Source organism: Saprospira grandis (assembly GCF_027594745.1).
Lineage (GTDB): Bacteria > Bacteroidota > Bacteroidia > Chitinophagales > Saprospiraceae > Saprospira > Saprospira grandis.
In genome coordinates this window covers 1,095,290-1,110,939 of sequence record NZ_CP110854.1, presented here as the reverse complement: position 1 = coordinate 1,110,939, position 15,650 = coordinate 1,095,290, and the positions used below count along the sequence as shown (strand labels likewise).

The following is a 15,650-nucleotide window of genomic DNA, read 5'->3' as shown; positions in this document are numbered from 1 at the left end:
ACGTTCCCTCTTTTTATTATAAAGAAGTCAGATGCCAACAATTACGGAAAAGCTAGCCGATTTGATAACGGCTTATTTTGCAGAAGAGGGTCGAGAGGCTTTATTTCTGGTAGAGATTGAGTATAAGGGCGAGAACAAAGTGCAGGTTTTTATTGACAGCGACAATGGGGTCAATTTTGGAGATTGTGCGCGATTGAGTCGTCATTTGGAAGCTCAGATAGAGGAGAATGGTTGGTTGGGAGAGAAATACACCTTGGATGTGTCCTCTCCGGGCCTAGATCGTCCGTTGAAGCTACATCGTCAGTATGTGAAGAACATAGGGCGGGAGTTATCGGTAGAGATTGAGGGAGAGCACAAGCATGCGAAGGGGAAGTTAGAAGAAGTGACGGAGGAGCATATTGTATTGACTTATAGTGAGAAAGTGAAATTGGAGGGGCGGAAAAAGAAAGAGTTGGTCGAGATGCGTCAGGAGATTCCCTTTGAGTGTATTAAGAAAGCGCTAGTTAAGATTACATTTTAAAAATTATACACAAGGTATGATCAATTTGATTGATTCCTTTTCGGAGTTTAAAAATATGAAGAGCATTGATCGCCCAACTATGGTGCGGGTGCTCGAGGATGTATTCAGAACCCTTATTCGCAAAAAGTATGGGGCCGATGATAACTTTGACATCATTGTGAGCACCATTGAGGGGGATTTAGAGATTTGGCGCAAGCGCGAGATCGTTCCCGATGGCGAGGTAGAGGATGATCGTTATCATATTGCGATTAGCGATGCGGTAAAGATTGAGGAGGACTATGAGGTAGGCGAAGAGTGTTATGAAAAAGTGGGCGTAGCTGATTTTGGTCGTCGTGCGATCATGGCGGCTCGTCAGACCTTAATTTCAAGAATTTTGGAACTAGAGAAGGACAAGGTATATCAGATGTATGCCGACCGGATTGGGGACCTTATTTTTGGAGAAGTAGCACAGACCTTGAAGCGGGAATTTGTGATTGTGGATGAGGCTACTGGAGCGGAGTTGATGTTGCCTAAATCGGAAACTATTCGCGGCGATTATTTCCGTAAGGGAGATATGGTTCGGGCTGTAGTGGACCGAGTAGAGAACAAAAACAACAACCCCATGGTCATTCTTTCTCGTACGGCCAGCAGCTTTTTGGAGCGTTTGCTCGAGCAGGAGGTACCTGAGATTGAGGATGGATTGATTACAGTGCGTAAGATTGTTCGTGCGCCTGGCGATAGAGCCAAGGTAGCGGTAGAGTCTTATGACGAGCGAATTGACCCTGTTGGGGCCTGTGTAGGGATGAAAGGTTCTAGAATTCACGGAATTGTTCGGGAATTGCGGAACGAAAACATAGACATTATCAATTATACTAGCAATGAAGCCTTATTGATTCAGCGGGCATTGACGCCAGCGCGGATCAGTTCGGTAGAATTGGACTTGGATAATCGCAAAGCTTCTGTCTTTTTGGAAGCGGCTGAAATTTCTAAGGCGATTGGTAAGAAGGGCGTCAATATCAAATTGGCTAGCCGTTTAGTAGATTACAACATTGACGTCTTTAGAGAAGGCGCCTTTGATACAGATGCCGACTTTGATGTAGAGCTCGACGAGTTTAGAGATGAGATTGAAGATTGGGTCATTGATGAACTGAAGAATATTGGTTGTGATACCGCCAGAAATGTACTCAATCTAAGTTTGGATGAGCTCTTGCGTCGGACAGACTTGGAAGAGGAGACCATTAAGGAAATCATTGTGGTCCTCAAAGCAGAATTTGACGATGGAGGCAAAGATTTGCCCGATCCTGTTGAAGAAGAAGCCGAAGAGGAGAGTAGTGAGGAAGATAGCGCAGAATAATTACTGCTAACGTTTAGGGGCCTAAGTAGGGGCGTAATAAAAAACATCTTGTACTTAGGCCTTTTTTAGCTGAAAGCTAGCCCATATCGCCCCTTCTCGCTAGAGAAAAAGCAGGTATCAGAAGACGAAATTCAAGATAAGAAAAGCAAGGGCCCTAGGCTTTTCTATGAATAAAGAAGGGGCCAAAAGGCATTTTTCCTAATGTTATGGGAATGCTCTCAAATATATTGACTATATTTGTACCGATTTTTTAAAATCACGATTTTTACGCAATTAGCTAAATACACGGAATGTCAAAAAGGTTAGTAAAAGTAGCTGCCGAGCTAAATATTGGAACAAACACTATCGTTGAGTATCTGAACGATAATGGATATGAGGTGGTCAACCGCCCCACAGCCAAGGTTTCAGACGAAATGTACGATAAGTTGTTGGCCCGTTTCAACAAATCTGCCGCCATTAAGGAAGAGGCGGACAAGATTACTATTGGCAGCCGCTTAGAGAAGGAAAAGAAGGAGGAGGAGAAAAGAAAGAAGGAAAAAGAGCGCCAATTGGCCAAGGCTAAGCAAGAAGCAAAGCCGGTTAAGAAAGTTGAAATTACTACACCCAAAGAAGAGACTCCCGTTGTAAAGCAAAGCGAGCTTTCTGAGAAAAAGGAGGAAACCAAAGATGATGAAGTGGTTTCTAATATGCCTAAAGGGCCGAAAATTTTGGGCAAAATCAACTTAGATGAGCAGTCTCGCTCTGGCCGCCGTAAAGGAGGCAAGAAAACTACTGCCAAGAAAGAAGAGGCGCCCAAAAAAGAAGAGCCTAAACCTAAGCAGGAGGAACAAACCAAACAGGAGGTGAAAGAAACTCCCAAAAAGGAAGAAGCCCCCAAAGCTAAGGAAGAGCCTAAGCAGGAGACGCCTAAAAAGGAAGAAACCAAATCACCAAAAGTGGTAGAAGAAAAACAAGTTGTGGCTGAGAAAACGGAACAGAAAACCAAAGAACAGCCAGAAGCAACTACTGAAAAGAAAAAGGAAGGAGTCGATATCAAAATGGAGGCTCCCCAACTTAAAGGGCTCAAGATCTTAGGTAAGATCAATATTGAAGACCCACGCCGCAAACGCAAAAAGAAACGTAACCGCAAGAAAATTGGCGGTACCGACGATAAAAAGCCTCAGGAAAAACAAGAGGCCAAAAAAGGCGGAGAGAAGAAGGAGGAGAAAAAGGATGCCAATAACGATAGAACAAAACGTAAGCGCACCAAGATCTCAACCAATCAAGCCCAAAACGATAATCGTGGTAAATCTAACGACAATCGTGGAGGATCTAATGATCGCCAATCGTCTAATAGCAATAAGAAGCGGAAGAAGAAAGGTAAACGCCGCGAAATCTCTGATAAGGAGGTAGACGATAAACTAAAACAAACCATGCAACGCCTGCATGGTGGAGGCAAAAAAGGAGGACGCCGTTCTACTCGTGCCTCTCGTGATGAGAAGAAGGAAGCCATGCGTCAACGTATGGAAGAAGAGATGGAAGAGCCCCAGGTACTACAGGTGACAGAGTTTATCTCTGTATCTGAATTGGCCGGCCTGCTCAATGTCACTCCCGCCGATATCATCATGATGTGTATGCAAATTGGACAGTTCGTTTCGATTAACCAACGTCTAGATGCAGAAATTATCGAACTGATCGCTACAGAATATGACTATGAAGTAGAGTTTATCTCTGCCGAAGATCAAGTCGATATCGAAGAGGAGGAGGAAGAAGACGATCCCGCAGATCTCAAACCCCGCTCTCCAATCGTTACCGTAATGGGTCACGTAGACCACGGTAAAACATCACTCTTGGACCGCATCCGTAAGGCTAATGTTGCCGAAGGTGAGGCCGGAGGTATTACTCAGCATATTGGTGCCTATGAAGTGAAGGTGAAGGATATGGGAAGCATTACTTTCCTTGATACTCCTGGTCACGAAGCCTTTACCGCTATGCGTGCCCGTGGTGCAAAAGTAACCGATGTGGCTGTAATTATCATCGCCGCAGATGATAACATCATGCCTCAAACTAAAGAGGCGATTAGTCACGCCCAAGCTGCCGAAGTACCTATCATCTTCGCTATTAACAAGATTGATAAGGAAGGCGCACAACCCGAGAAAATTAAACAAGAATTGGCCTCTATGAACCTCCTCGTTGAAGAATGGGGCGGTACTTACCAAAGTCAAGATATCTCAGCCAAAAAAGGCCTCAATGTAGATTTACTCCTAGAGAAAATCTTGTTGGAGTCTGAAATGCTAGAACTTAAAGCTAATCCTAGCCGCCGAGCTATTGGTGCTATCCTCGAAGCCTCTCTAGAAAAAGGCCGCGGATATGTAGCCAAAGTATTGGTGCAAACTGGTACACTCGCTATCGGAGATCCTATTATCGCGGGCCAATATCATGGCCGTGTGAAAGCCATGTTCGACGAAAGAGGTAAACGAGTGAAAAAGGCCGGACCTTCTACTCCCGTTCTCGTTCTTGGCCTCGATGGCGCCCCTCAAGCAGGGGAGAAGCTTCAGGTACTAGAGTCTGAACGTAAGGTGAAAGAATTGGCCAACAAACGCGGCCAAATTATCCGCCAGCAACAGATTCGTGCTACCCGCCGTATTACTCTAGACGATATTACGCGCCGACTCAAAGTGGGTAACTTCCAAGAGTTGAACTTGATCGTGAAAGGAGATATGGACGGTTCTGTAGAAGCACTTTCTGATTCTTTGCTCAAACTTTCTACCGAGCAAATTCAAACCAATATTATCTATAAAGCTGTAGGTCAAATTACAGAGTCTGATGTAAACCTTGCCGCCGCTTCAGATGCCATTATTATCGGCTTCCAAGTGCGCCCCAACCCATCTGCTCGCCGCCTATCTGAACAAGAAGGAGTGGAAATTAAGACCTATTCTATTATCTACGATGCTATCGAGGAAGTAAAGTCTGCCCTAGAAGGTATGCTAGAACCCAAGCAAGTAGAAGAAACTATTGGTTCTGTAGCTATCCAAACCGTATTTAGCATTTCTAAGGTGGGTAAAGTTGCCGGTTGTATGGTGCAATCTGGTAAAGTAACCCGCAATAGCTATATCCGAGTGATCCGCGACGGTATCGTGATCTTCCCCAAAAAGGAAGGACAACATGGCGAACTCAGCTCACTCAAACGCTTTAAGGATAGTGTCCCCGAAGTTAAAAATGGCTTCGAATGTGGTCTAACCATCCGCAATTTCGACGGTATCCGTGAAGGCGACGAAATCGAAGTTTACGAAATCAAAGAAGTGAAGCAAACGCTCTAAGCCGCTTGACTCAATAATACAAAAGACCTCTTCTAGCAACTGCTATTAGAGGTCTTTTTTTTGTACCTTTGCCCCATTAAAGGACCCATCTAATCCTAATGTTTATGAAAGTTACTGGCATCAGCTTCGTCAGAAATGCGGTTAAATTTGATTACCCCATCCTCGAAGCTATCCAATCCATCCTCCCGCTCTGCGATGAGTTTATCCTTCTCTTTGGCAACTCAGAAGATGGGACCGAGGAGCTCTTGGCCCAAATTAAGGACCCCAAACTCAAAATTATTCCCTCGGTCTGGGATGATAGCCTGCGCGAAGGCGGGAAGGTCCTAGCCGTAGAAACCAATAAAGCCCTAGATGCCGTTAGCCCCGATAGCGATTGGGTGTTCTACCTCCAAGGCGATGAGGTGCTTCACGAAAAGTTTATCCCTACGGTCCGCCAAGCCATGGAACAATACCTAAACGATAAAGAGGTGCAAGGCCTACTCTTCAATTATCAACATTTTTGGGGCTCCTACGATTATGTGGCCGACTCCCGAAAATGGTACCGCCGAGAAATCCGAGTGGTCCGAAATGATAAAAATATTCGCTCCTATAAAGATGCTCAAGGCTTCAGAACCAAAGAGGACGAAAAGCTAAAGGTCAAACTCATCCCCGCCGATATTTATCACTACGGCTGGGTGCGCCCCCCCGAAAAACAGGTCCAAAAACGCCTTTCTTCTAACCGATTCTGGCATTCCGATGAATGGATCGAGAAGAATATGCAAAAGGAAGGAGAATACGATTATTCCGAAATTGATTCGGTAAAACGCTTTGAAGGGACCGCCCCCAAAGTGATGGAGCAACGCCTCAAACGCCTAAATTGGGAGTTCTCGCCCAATCCCCCAAAACTCTCTCTCAAAGAACGCCTCTCTAGAACAATCGAAAATATGACGGGAAAAAGAGTAGGCGAGTACCAAAATTATAAAATCATCTAATTATGCGCCCGCTTACTGTACTGATTCCCACTTTCAACGAAGCCGATAATCTCCGAGAGTTATTGCCTTTGGTCAGCTGGGCCGATGAGCTGCTGGTCGTCGATTCTTTTAGTACGGACGATACCCTGGCCCTGGCCCAAAAAGCCGGCGCCCGAATTATTCAAAGAGAATATGGCAATTCGGCTAGCCAGAAAAATTGGGCGATTCCCCAAGCCAAAAATGAATGGATCCTGCTGCTAGATGCCGATGAACGCCCTAGCGAAAATCTAGTCGCCGAAATTAAGGCCATTATGAGCCAAGCCGAAGACCCCCAAGGACCTATTGCCTACTGGATGGGCCGCGATAACCATTTTATGGGACAGGCGGTCCGCTTTTCAGGCTGGCAAAATGATGCCGTCATCCGCTTTTTTAAACGCGACCTTTGCCGCTATGAAGAAAAAGAGGTGCATGCCGAAATTATCACTAAGGGAAAAGTCGCTTGGCTAAAGGGCCGCCTTTTGCACTATACCTTCAAAAGTATGCGCCATTTTATGGCCAAAATGGAGCGCTACGCCCATTGGTCCGCCGGCGATTATGCTAGCAAAACCCCCAAAGTGGGCTTTTTCCACCTCTACCTCAAACCCGCTTTCCGCTTCTTCAAGCACTACATCATTCAACAGGGTTTCCGCGACGGCAAAGTGGGCTTTATCGTCTGCAAATTACTGGCCTGGGGCGTATTTATGCGCTATGTGATCCTTATGGAAAAAAGGGGACATTAACTGTTTTGGGGCCTCCCGCCTTCGGCGGGCGCTACGCTTTGGGGCTCGCAGGCTTGCTCGGCCCTTCGTCGCCTGCGGCTCCTTGGTCTGGCCCTTCGGGCCACCCCGCCGCATCGCTAGGCCAAAAAAGAGGCCCTTCGGGCCTCGAGCTAAAACGCAATTTAGCCCATAATCTGTTTGAGGACCTCCCAACTTTTGAGCTGAAAATTGGGCAAATGATAGCGATAAAATAAAATCATTTGCTCAATAAAATGTTGCCGCTTGATGCGGTTGAGCTTTAGCGCTGCCAATTGATGCCGACTCAAACGCAGGAGTTGGTCCAAAATCTGGCTGCTTTCTTCATCAAAATGATAGGGGTGCAAGGGTTTTTCTTGTACAAATTCTCCCTCTTTATAATCAAAAATGGGGGCGGAGCTAGGGCTGGGGCAAAAGCCCAATTCTGCCGCAAAATGGACCATAAAATGCAGATGTAAATTGGCCCAGGCGGGACTCTCTTTTTGGTCCAACTGATTAAAGTAAACCCACAAAAAATTATAAAGCTCCTCTTGTGGTCCCTCTTCTTGTAGGCCTCTTTGGGCCAGCTCCACCATAAAAAGGGCCATATTAGAGCGGGCAATATCAAAGGGAATGATTTGGTAGATGTAACTAGGCCGAATCTCCTTAACCTTATTGAGGTCTCGCTCCTCATTATGGTAAACCACTAATTCTACCCAAGACATGGGCCGCAAAAGGGCCTTGGTAATTTTGGCTTTGGGCTTGCGGACGCCATGCACCATATAAGAGCGGCGGCCCAGTTCTCGGCTAAATAGATCGCAGATGACGCTACTCTCGCTATAATCTACCGTGCGCAGCACTAGGCCTTCAATTTGTTTGAGCATAAATGGAAATTTGGTCCAAAAGGAGATAATTTGCGTTTAGCAGGGCGCGAAGCGCCCGCAGGCTGAGGGATGGAAAGTGGTGCGGCGCAGCCGCAGACCCAAGTTTTTGAGCGTAGCGAAAAAACTGCAGGGCCGAGCAGACCTGCGAGCCACGACACAGCCCGACCCGACCGATAATTCATGAGGGTTTCAACCCTCATTTTGTGTAGCTTCGCAAAGCGATACCGCTTTGCGCTGGGTTTCAACCTAGCGGAAGGGGCAGCCCCAAAACTAGATCAAAATAAAGTTATAAAATGGGGAGCAGACAAAAAAATAAAAAAAAAGCAGTCCTGCGCCCAAGCTTTCGTATCTTTGCGGCACTTAACGAAAATAGTAAAACGAGAAATATGTTATCCTTCATTCAATTTTTCACTTTTCAGCGACAGCTAATTTTGTTTTTTGCCTGTTTGGCCTTGACCCTAGGGCTTTGGCCGACAGTGGGTTTTGCCTGGGCTTGGATGCCTTTGTTGGTCGTTATTGTTTTGTTGGTCAAGCACTTTTTGATTGGTACCGTAAATGCGGCGGCCATGAAAATGCAGATTGGCGATACCGAGGGGGCCGAAAAAGTGTTGGCCTATACGTTTAAGCCAGAGTGGTTGCAATTTGGTTATCATGGGATGTACTACTTCATTCGTTCGGGTTTGGCATTGCAGAAAGGCGAGACCAAAAAGTGTGAAAAATTGGCCAATAAGGCCATGAAATTGGACCTACCTGATGATATTCGGGGGATGCTTTATTTACAGCTCATTAATGTGCAGGGCATGTATGCGCAAAAAATGACCACGGAAACGCAACGTCGCCCTTATGTGATGAAAATGAAAGAGTACTTGGAGACGGCCAAGAAATTGAACATCAACAATCCGCAGGTCAAAGAGAACATCAAAGAGATTGATTTGATGTTGAAAGGGCAGCATCAGATGCAGCGGCAGGCCATGAAAGGCGGACGTGGTGGCATGAAAGGGCAGATGCAAGGCTATATGAAAAGAGGAGGAAAACGCCGATAAAATAAAGTATATGTTTTTTAATCCGAGATTGCGTTTTATCCTCATCTTCTCGCTATTTGCGGCGGGGATTGTGGCCATGCTATTAGATTTTGGGCCTACTGTGAGTATTTTGAGTTGGGGATTTGCCATTTTGCTGCTTTTGGGTTATTTTCTATTTGGTCATATCAATGGGGCGCTTTTTGCTTTGAAAGCGGGCAAAATAGAGCAGGCAGAAAAGTACTTGGCGGCCACGCATAAAGTTGATTGGTTATTGGCTTCTCATCGGGCCTACTACTTTTTTTGTCAGGGCCTAATCGCCATTTATAAGAGCCAAGAAAAAGGGCTGGACCAAAAAGAGCGCTTTGCGCTTTTGGAAAAAGGCGAGCAGCAATTGTTGCAAGCCATTGATTTGGGGATGCGCAGAAAGGCCGAAAAAGCCATGTCTTACCTCAATTTGGCCCATATTGCTTATTATCGAGGCGAAAAACCCAAGGCCGAAGAATACGCCCAATTTTTGGCCGAACATTTAACCGAAGACCTGCACCTCAAAAAAGGATATGAGGACCTACAGCAGGCTATTGCTAAAATGCCCTAAAGAGAATTATGGCGCAAAGCTGCATACATTGTCAGGCCGAATTGCCCGCCCGCAGTCGTTTTTGTTCACTCTGCGGGGGCATGCAATGGCCCATAGATTTTAGAGATTTGGCCCGGCTGCCTCAGCAGCTCAAAGGGGCCTTTTTCTTATATATGCAGCAAGAAGGGCGGGATTTGGGCCTAAAGGCCGTGGATTTGGGCCAAGAAGATGGCTTTCGGCTACGCTATTTAGAAGAGCGCCTCTTGCAATTGGCCTACTGGATAGAGCAACAAGACCCCAGCCAGCAAGAAGAACTTCGGGCCATTAGTGAAGAAATAGATTGGCAGTTTAGAACTTGGGCCGAAGCCTACTTTTTGCAAGAAGGTCGAGAGCAGCTGCCCCAAGCCCTGCCTCAAAGCCTACAGAGCTACCAACAAATGCAAAGAGGCGAAAGCTGTAACCTCAGGACATTAATCGCCAATTACCTACAAAGCGATAAATTGCCCTATGCTCATAGTTGGCAGGCCATAGATTGGCCCAAAAAACTGAAAACAGCTGGCCGAAAATTCTTTTCGGCCCTAGGCCAAGAAGAACTTCTCTTCTTTTTAGACCCCTCTATGCGACAATTGGGCCGCAGAGGGTTTATTCTTACGCCCAAAGGCCTATATTGGCGGCAATCAATGAGCCAAGGCCGTAGCGCCCGCTTTAGCCTACAAGCCGAGCTGCAACTGAAAAAACAGATTTTATACATTAATGGGCAAGTCTTTGACGTTCAGGCCGAACTCAACCTCAACCTCTACTTCCTCTTTAAACGCTTGGCGCTTTTGTCCTAAATGCGGTTAATTTTGGTTTATTAATTGCCTAGCTAAAAGAAGAGGAACCTAACTCAGTCTAAAAAACTAAAGCTTTAGGCGAAAAAGCCAAGAGATATAGCCCAGTTTTAGTATTTTATTTGACTTCTTATCTCCTCTATTAACAGACCTATAACATACCTAATTTTGTCTGAATGGATGCTCCATTCACTAAAAACAAATTTTTATGAACAAGCTCTTTACTGCCCTATTGCTCTTTTTTGGGAGTCTGGGCCTAATGGCGCAAGATGATGATATTTATAAGTACGAAGTAGACCTCAATGAAGTCATTGCGGACCAAGTAAAGGTAAGCCTGCAGGTGCCTAGTTCGGTCCCCAAAGATGAGGTGACTTTCTACTTTCCCCGAATCATTCCCGGAACTTACGAAATTCATGATTACGGCCAGTTTATCAATAACCTAGAAGCCTTTGATAGCCGAGGCAAAAAACTCAAGGTGAATCGTATTGATAAGAATACCTGGAAAATCAAAAAAGCCAAACGCCTAGAAAAAATTACCTATCTGGTAGAAGATATCTGGGATGCCAAACTAAAAGAGCCCCTCTTTGAGCCCGCCTGTACCAACTTTGAGGCAGGTAAGGTCTTTTTTATCAATAATAACGGACTCTTTGGCTTTTTTGAGGATAAAGAGAAACTTAAGTTTGAACTGACCTTCAATCGCCCCAATGATTTTTATGCCAGTACGTCTTTGCGCAGAACGGGTGGCGATTTTGATACCGATATTTTTCGCGCATCTGATTATGGCGACCTAGTCGATGCGCCCATTCTCTACAGTAATCCCGATACGGTCAATTTTAAATTGGGCTATGGAGATATCCAAATTTCGGTCTACTCGCCCAATAAAAAGGCAACGGCTAAAGATATTGCCGATAAAATCCGCCCTATGCTAGAGGCCCAAAATAAATATTTGGGCAATATGCTTCCCGTAGATCGCTACCATTTTCTGATCTACCTTTCGCCCAATGGCTACCCCTCGGGCTCTATTGGTGCCCTAGAGCATCCCCGCTCTTCTATGTTCTGCCTAGCCGAGGAAAAAGTAGATCGCATTGGCGAGCTGGTGGTAAACATTGCCTCTCATGAGTTTTTCCATATTGTAACGCCTCTCTATATCCAATCAGAGGAGATTTACAATTTTAATTATATGAACCCCAAAATGTCTAAGCATCTTTGGCTGTATGAAGGGGTGGTGGAGTATATGGCCCACCATATGCAGTGCCGCTATGGCCTGAAAACACAGGAGGAGTTTATGGACAAACTCTGCGAAAAGGTGCAAACTTCTACTCGCTATAAGGCGGGTATTCCCCTAGCCGAAATGAGTAAGAAGTGCCTCGAAAAAGGCTTTAATAGCCAATACAATAATATCTATTATAAGGGGGCACTAACGGCTATGTGCTTTGACCTAGAACTGATTCGCCTCTCGGAAGGACAATACGATCTAACGATGCTCCTTCGCGATCTCTCTGCCTATTATGGCCAAGATAATCCTTTCCAAGATGTAGAGCTCTACGATAAAATTATCGAAATTACAGGCTTTCCGCAGCTCCAAAAGTTCTTTGATAAGTATGTGGAAGGTACTGAAATGCTGGATTATAATAAGTTTCTAGAGCCTTATGGCGTAGAGTACTTTAAGGAGGCCCCTGTGCTAGAAATGTCTCCCCTAGGCGGGCTAGAAAATGGCGCTCTCCGCACCGATACACTTGGCCGTTTTTATATGGCCAAAGCCGAAAAACTCGATGAGTTTGGGAGCAAATATATGGGCCTCAAAAATGGCGATGTGATCCTGTCTTGGAACGATAAAAGCTTTACGCCCAAAACTGCTTCGGCTATCCTATTTGCCTATATGCAGGGCCTCAAAGTAGGCGACCCGCTAGAAATTCGCATTCTCCGCCCCGATGGCGAAGGCAATTACAAGGAAATGACTTTGGAGACCGAAATCGCCAAAATCAAAATGATGAAAAAACATGTCTTCAAGATTAAAGAGAAGATGACGGAGGAACAGGAAAAGCGTTTCAAACGCTGGCTCGAACCACAAATTAGATAAGAAAAGGGAGGACTACGGTCCTCTTTTTTTTGCTTTGGGGCCCGCGGCCGCCCTTCAATTTGGGGCGGCCGCTAAATTCATGAGGGTTTCAACCCTCATTTATAAGTCATCGCAAAGCGATACCTTTGTTGCGCTGGGTTTTAACCTAGCGAAAAAAGCCTATTGAGCCAAGTCTTCGCTCGCAGGCGGCTTTGCCGCCTATCTGGACCAAAAACTTTTGCAGCTTGCCTCAACTTCCTTATCTTTCGCTTCTACCAATGATAACTAAGAAAATGAAAAAAATTATCCATACCGATCAAGCGCCTGCGGCAGTGGGCCCCTATAGCCAAGCCGTTGCGGCCAATGGCTTTTTGTTTCTTTCTGGCCAAATTGCGATTGATCCCGCTACTCAAGAACTTAAGGTGCATGGAACGATCCAAGAGGAGACCAAACAGGTAATGAATAATATGCTGGCGGTACTGGCCGAAGCTGGTCTTGGTCCAGAACAGCTCGTAAAATGTAGCATCTTCATGAAGGATATGAATGATTATGCGGCCATCAATGAGGTTTATGCTAGCTATTTTGAAGGCATTGCGCCTCCGGCTAGAGAGGCCGTGCAAGTGAGCCGTCTGCCCAAGGATGTACGGGTCGAGATTTCTGCCTTTGCTGCTTACCCCCAAGAGAAATAGCGCAATGAACATTCTAGAACAATTGCAAGAAGTGGCCAATTTGGCCCAAGCTAGCAAATGGAAACGCCTGCAAAAACGTCCTTTGGGCTATATTTTGGCCCAATTGCGCAGACGGCTTTTTCCAAAGGGAGAATGGGCGGTGCAAGCCGATACCTTCTGGGGCCAAAAGATGCAGTTGCTGCTGCCCGCTAGTTTGGATATTTATCTGACGGGAGGAAAAACGCATGATTCTGAAATTCGCCTAGCTCGTTGGCTCATCCAAGAGCTAAAGGCCGAAGATCAGTTTTTGGATATAGGGGCGCATTATGGCTACTTTAGTCTGCTGGCCGCTCATTTGGTGGGGCCCAAGGGCCAGGTACAAGCCTTTGAGGCGGCCTCGACCACCTTTAGAATTTTGGCCCAAAATGCCACCGAGCTTCCTCAACTGAAGCCGAATAATAAGGCAGTGGCCCAAAAAGCGGCTATCCTAAAATTTTATGAGTTTAGCAACAAACATTCTGAGTATAACAGCCTACATTTAGAGCAGTTTGAAGGCGAAGATTGGTTTGCCCAAGACCCGCCCAAGGTGCACGATATTGAGGCCGTTTGCCTAGATGATTACCTGCAGCCCAGCGCTTTTCGGCCCAAATTAATTAAAATTGATGTGGAAGGGGCCGAATATGAGGTTTTGGCTGGGGCCAAGGCGTTTTTGAGCGCTCATTCGCCCAAAATTGCTATGGAGTATTTGGCCGCTAGCCGCGATAATGCTCCGCATTTGGCGGCCCAATCACTTTTGGCGGAGCTGGCTTATTTTCCCCATATTATCTGCTCGTCGGGCCATTTGGAGCGGCTAAATAGCTCGGTAGAAGATTACCTTCAGCGGAAGGGGGAAGACTCGGATAATATTGTCTTTGTGAAGGCCTAATTGGTCCAATTGCAGGGGACAGGGCGCGAAGCGCCCGCAGGCTGAGGGATGGACAGCAGTGGCCGAAGGCCAGACCTAGCTTTTGAGCGTAGCGAAAAAGCGCAGGGCCGAGCGATCAGCGAGCTGCGACACAGCCCGACCCGACCGATAATTCATGAGGGTTTTAACCCTCATTTTGTATTGCTTCGCAAAGCGATACCGCTTTGCGCTGGGTTTTAACCCGGCGGAAGGGGCAGCCCCAAAAAAAATAGAAAAACAACAACAACTTATGTCTGTAAAACAATTTATTGAAAAGGATAAGGACCGTTTGTTAGAGGAGTTGATGGCTCTTTTGCGGATTCCTTCAGTGAGTGCCGATTCTGCATATAAAAAAGATATGCTTTCGGCTGCGGAGTTTTTGAAAATCAAGCTCTTAGAGGCGGGAGTGGATAGCGTGGAAATTTGTCCCACAGCGGGCCATCCCATTGTTTATGCCGAGAAAATTATGGACCCCAGCTGGCCTACGGTTTTGGTCTATGGCCATTATGATGTGCAGCCGCCCGACCCCATTGAGCTTTGGGAATCTGGACCTTTTGAGCCCATTATTAAGACCACTGACCGTCATCCTGAGGGGGCTATTTTTGCCCGTGGAGCCTGTGATGATAAGGGGCAGATGTACATGCATGTCAAGGCGTTTGAGTACATGATGCGGGAGCAAAAAATGTATTGCAATATCAAGTTTATGCTAGAGGGCGAAGAGGAAGTTGGTTCGCCAAATTTGGGTCCTTTTATGCGTGAAAATCAGGAGCGTTTGGCCTGTGATGTCATCCTGATTTCCGATACTTCTATGTTGGGCAATGAGAGTCCTTCTATGACTTCTGGTTTGCGTGGATTGAGCTATGTGGAAGTGGAAGTGACGGGTCCAAATCGCGATTTGCATTCGGGCACTTATGGGGGCGCTGTGGCTAATCCTATCAATATTTTGGCTAAAATGATTGCTTCTTTGCAAGATGAGGAGGGCCGAATTACGGTAGAGGGCTTTTATGATGATGTTTTGGAGGTCTCTGCGGAAGAGCGGGAGGCTATGGCCAAGGCGCCTTTCGATTTGGCTGATTATAAGGCTAAATTGGGCATTGATGAGGTGGCTGGAGAGGCTGGATTCTCGACTATGGAGCGGGCTTCTATTCGCCCAACCCTTGATGTGAACGGTATTTGGGGCGGTTATATTGGTGAAGGAGCCAAAACGGTTTTGCCTTCAAAAGCCTATGCCAAAATTTCTATGCGTTTGGTGCCCAACCAAAGTTCTGAGCAAATCACGGCCCTATTTAAAAAGCATTTTGAGGCCCTTGCGCCTGCTTCGGTCAAGGTGGTGGTGACTCCTCATCATGGTGGAGAGCCTGTTTTGACGCCCACCGATGGCATTGAGTTTCAGGCGGCGGCCAAGGCCTATGAGCAAACCTTTGGCAAGCGGCCCATTCCCCTCAGAGCGGGCGGAAGTATTCCGATTGTGGCTCTTTTTGAGGAGATTTTAGGCGCCAAAACGGTCATGATGGGCTTTGGTCTAGACACCGACGCCATTCACTCGCCCAATGAGCATTTTGGGGTATTTAATTACTTCAAAGGGATCGAAACCTTGCCTTATTTCTATGAGCATTTCCGTGCGATGAAGGAGGCTTAGGATCTTTTTTTGGGGCTGCCCCTCCGCCGGCTTGAAACCCAGCGCAAAGCGGTATCGCTTTGCGAAGCGCTACAAAATGAGGGTTAAAACCCTCATGAATTATCGGTCGGGTCGCTCCCTTCGCAGCTCGCAGGTTTGCTCGGCCCTGCAGCGCTT

13 protein-coding genes are annotated in these 15,650 nt (G+C 46.4%); 12 read left to right on the top strand and 1 reads right to left on the bottom strand.

What is annotated here, in order from left to right:
* The first annotated feature begins 31 nt into the window (after positions 1 to 31).
* From rimP to OP864_RS04265, 5 genes are all read left to right on the top strand, one after another.
* Positions 32 to 520, top strand: a complete 489-nt coding sequence (gene rimP / locus OP864_RS04285) for a ribosome assembly cofactor RimP (protein WP_270100059.1) — start codon at positions 32 to 34, stop codon at positions 518 to 520.
* 16 nt (positions 521 to 536) lie between these two features.
* Positions 537 to 1,853: a transcription termination factor NusA gene (nusA, locus tag OP864_RS04280; RefSeq protein WP_015691510.1), complete on the top strand. Its 1,317-nt coding sequence runs from the start codon at positions 537 to 539 to the stop codon at positions 1,851 to 1,853.
* Positions 1,854 to 2,143: 290 nt separating this feature from the next.
* Positions 2,144 to 5,152, top strand: coding sequence for a translation initiation factor IF-2 (gene infB, locus OP864_RS04275; protein ID WP_270100058.1), 3,009 nt, complete (start codon positions 2,144 to 2,146; stop codon positions 5,150 to 5,152).
* A gap of 104 nt (positions 5,153 to 5,256) precedes the next feature.
* The gene (locus OP864_RS04270) at positions 5,257 to 6,123 is read left to right on the top strand and encodes a glycosyltransferase family protein (RefSeq protein ID WP_041329849.1); all 867 of its coding nucleotides are present in this window, start codon (positions 5,257 to 5,259) and stop codon (positions 6,121 to 6,123) included.
* Between the two features lie 2 nt (positions 6,124 to 6,125).
* Positions 6,126 to 6,881: a glycosyltransferase family 2 protein gene (locus OP864_RS04265; RefSeq protein WP_015691507.1), complete on the top strand. Its 756-nt coding sequence runs from the start codon at positions 6,126 to 6,128 to the stop codon at positions 6,879 to 6,881.
* A gap of 161 nt (positions 6,882 to 7,042) precedes the next feature.
* Here OP864_RS04265 and recO read toward each other — a convergent pair whose 3' ends face one another.
* A complete protein-coding gene (gene recO, locus OP864_RS04260) occupies positions 7,043 to 7,759 on the bottom strand; it encodes a DNA repair protein RecO (protein ID WP_270100057.1) in 717 nt (238 codons plus the stop codon).
* Between the two features lie 386 nt (positions 7,760 to 8,145).
* Here recO and OP864_RS04255 point away from each other — a divergent pair, with 386 nt between their 5' ends.
* The 7 genes from OP864_RS04255 to OP864_RS04225 all read left to right on the top strand — a co-directional run bounded on the left by OP864_RS04255 (position 8,146) and on the right by OP864_RS04225 (position 15,494).
* On the top strand, positions 8,146 to 8,802 hold the full coding sequence (locus OP864_RS04255) for a hypothetical protein (RefSeq protein WP_270100056.1): 657 nt from the start codon (positions 8,146 to 8,148) through the stop codon (positions 8,800 to 8,802).
* Between the two features lie 10 nt (positions 8,803 to 8,812).
* The gene (locus OP864_RS04250; RefSeq protein WP_270100055.1) at positions 8,813 to 9,376 is read left to right on the top strand and encodes a hypothetical protein; all 564 of its coding nucleotides are present in this window, start codon (positions 8,813 to 8,815) and stop codon (positions 9,374 to 9,376) included.
* A gap of 80 nt (positions 9,377 to 9,456) precedes the next feature.
* A complete protein-coding gene (locus tag OP864_RS04245; protein ID WP_270100054.1) occupies positions 9,457 to 10,188 on the top strand; it encodes a zinc ribbon domain-containing protein in 732 nt (243 codons plus the stop codon).
* Between the two features lie 205 nt (positions 10,189 to 10,393).
* Positions 10,394 to 12,265, top strand: coding sequence for a M61 family metallopeptidase (locus OP864_RS04240; RefSeq protein WP_270100052.1), 1,872 nt, complete (start codon positions 10,394 to 10,396; stop codon positions 12,263 to 12,265).
* Positions 12,266 to 12,537: 272 nt separating this feature from the next.
* Positions 12,538 to 12,933 (top strand): Rid family detoxifying hydrolase, encoded by a 396-nt coding sequence (locus tag OP864_RS04235; RefSeq protein WP_270100051.1) that lies wholly within the window; start codon positions 12,538 to 12,540, stop codon positions 12,931 to 12,933.
* A 4-nt stretch (positions 12,934 to 12,937) separates the two neighbouring features.
* A complete protein-coding gene (locus OP864_RS04230) occupies positions 12,938 to 13,837 on the top strand; it encodes an FkbM family methyltransferase (RefSeq protein WP_270100050.1) in 900 nt (299 codons plus the stop codon).
* A 268-nt stretch (positions 13,838 to 14,105) separates the two neighbouring features.
* Positions 14,106 to 15,494 (top strand): dipeptidase, encoded by a 1,389-nt coding sequence (locus OP864_RS04225; protein WP_270100049.1) that lies wholly within the window; start codon positions 14,106 to 14,108, stop codon positions 15,492 to 15,494.
* Positions 15,495 to 15,650 lie beyond the last annotated feature (156 nt).

Excerpts from the sequence above, each read along its gene's own strand:
- rimP (WP_270100059.1), top strand. The coding sequence starts at position 32 with ATGCCAACAATTACGGAAAAGCTAGCCGATTTGATAACGGCTTATTTT.
- nusA (WP_015691510.1), top strand. The coding sequence starts at position 537 with ATGATCAATTTGATTGATTCCTTTTCGGAGTTTAAAAATATGAAGAGC.
- infB (WP_270100058.1), top strand. The coding sequence starts at position 2,144 with ATGTCAAAAAGGTTAGTAAAAGTAGCTGCCGAGCTAAATATTGGAACA.
- OP864_RS04270 (WP_041329849.1), top strand. The coding sequence starts at position 5,257 with ATGAAAGTTACTGGCATCAGCTTCGTCAGAAATGCGGTTAAATTTGAT.
- OP864_RS04265 (WP_015691507.1), top strand. The coding sequence starts at position 6,126 with ATGCGCCCGCTTACTGTACTGATTCCCACTTTCAACGAAGCCGATAAT.
- recO (WP_270100057.1), bottom strand. The coding sequence starts at position 7,759 with ATGCTCAAACAAATTGAAGGCCTAGTGCTGCGCACGGTAGATTATAGC.
- OP864_RS04255 (WP_270100056.1), top strand. The coding sequence starts at position 8,146 with ATGTTATCCTTCATTCAATTTTTCACTTTTCAGCGACAGCTAATTTTG.
- OP864_RS04250 (WP_270100055.1), top strand. The coding sequence starts at position 8,813 with ATGTTTTTTAATCCGAGATTGCGTTTTATCCTCATCTTCTCGCTATTT.
- OP864_RS04245 (WP_270100054.1), top strand. The coding sequence starts at position 9,457 with ATGCAATGGCCCATAGATTTTAGAGATTTGGCCCGGCTGCCTCAGCAG.
- OP864_RS04240 (WP_270100052.1), top strand. The coding sequence starts at position 10,394 with ATGAACAAGCTCTTTACTGCCCTATTGCTCTTTTTTGGGAGTCTGGGC.
- OP864_RS04235 (WP_270100051.1), top strand. The coding sequence starts at position 12,538 with ATGAAAAAAATTATCCATACCGATCAAGCGCCTGCGGCAGTGGGCCCC.
- OP864_RS04230 (WP_270100050.1), top strand. The coding sequence starts at position 12,938 with ATGAACATTCTAGAACAATTGCAAGAAGTGGCCAATTTGGCCCAAGCT.
- OP864_RS04225 (WP_270100049.1), top strand. The coding sequence starts at position 14,106 with ATGTCTGTAAAACAATTTATTGAAAAGGATAAGGACCGTTTGTTAGAG.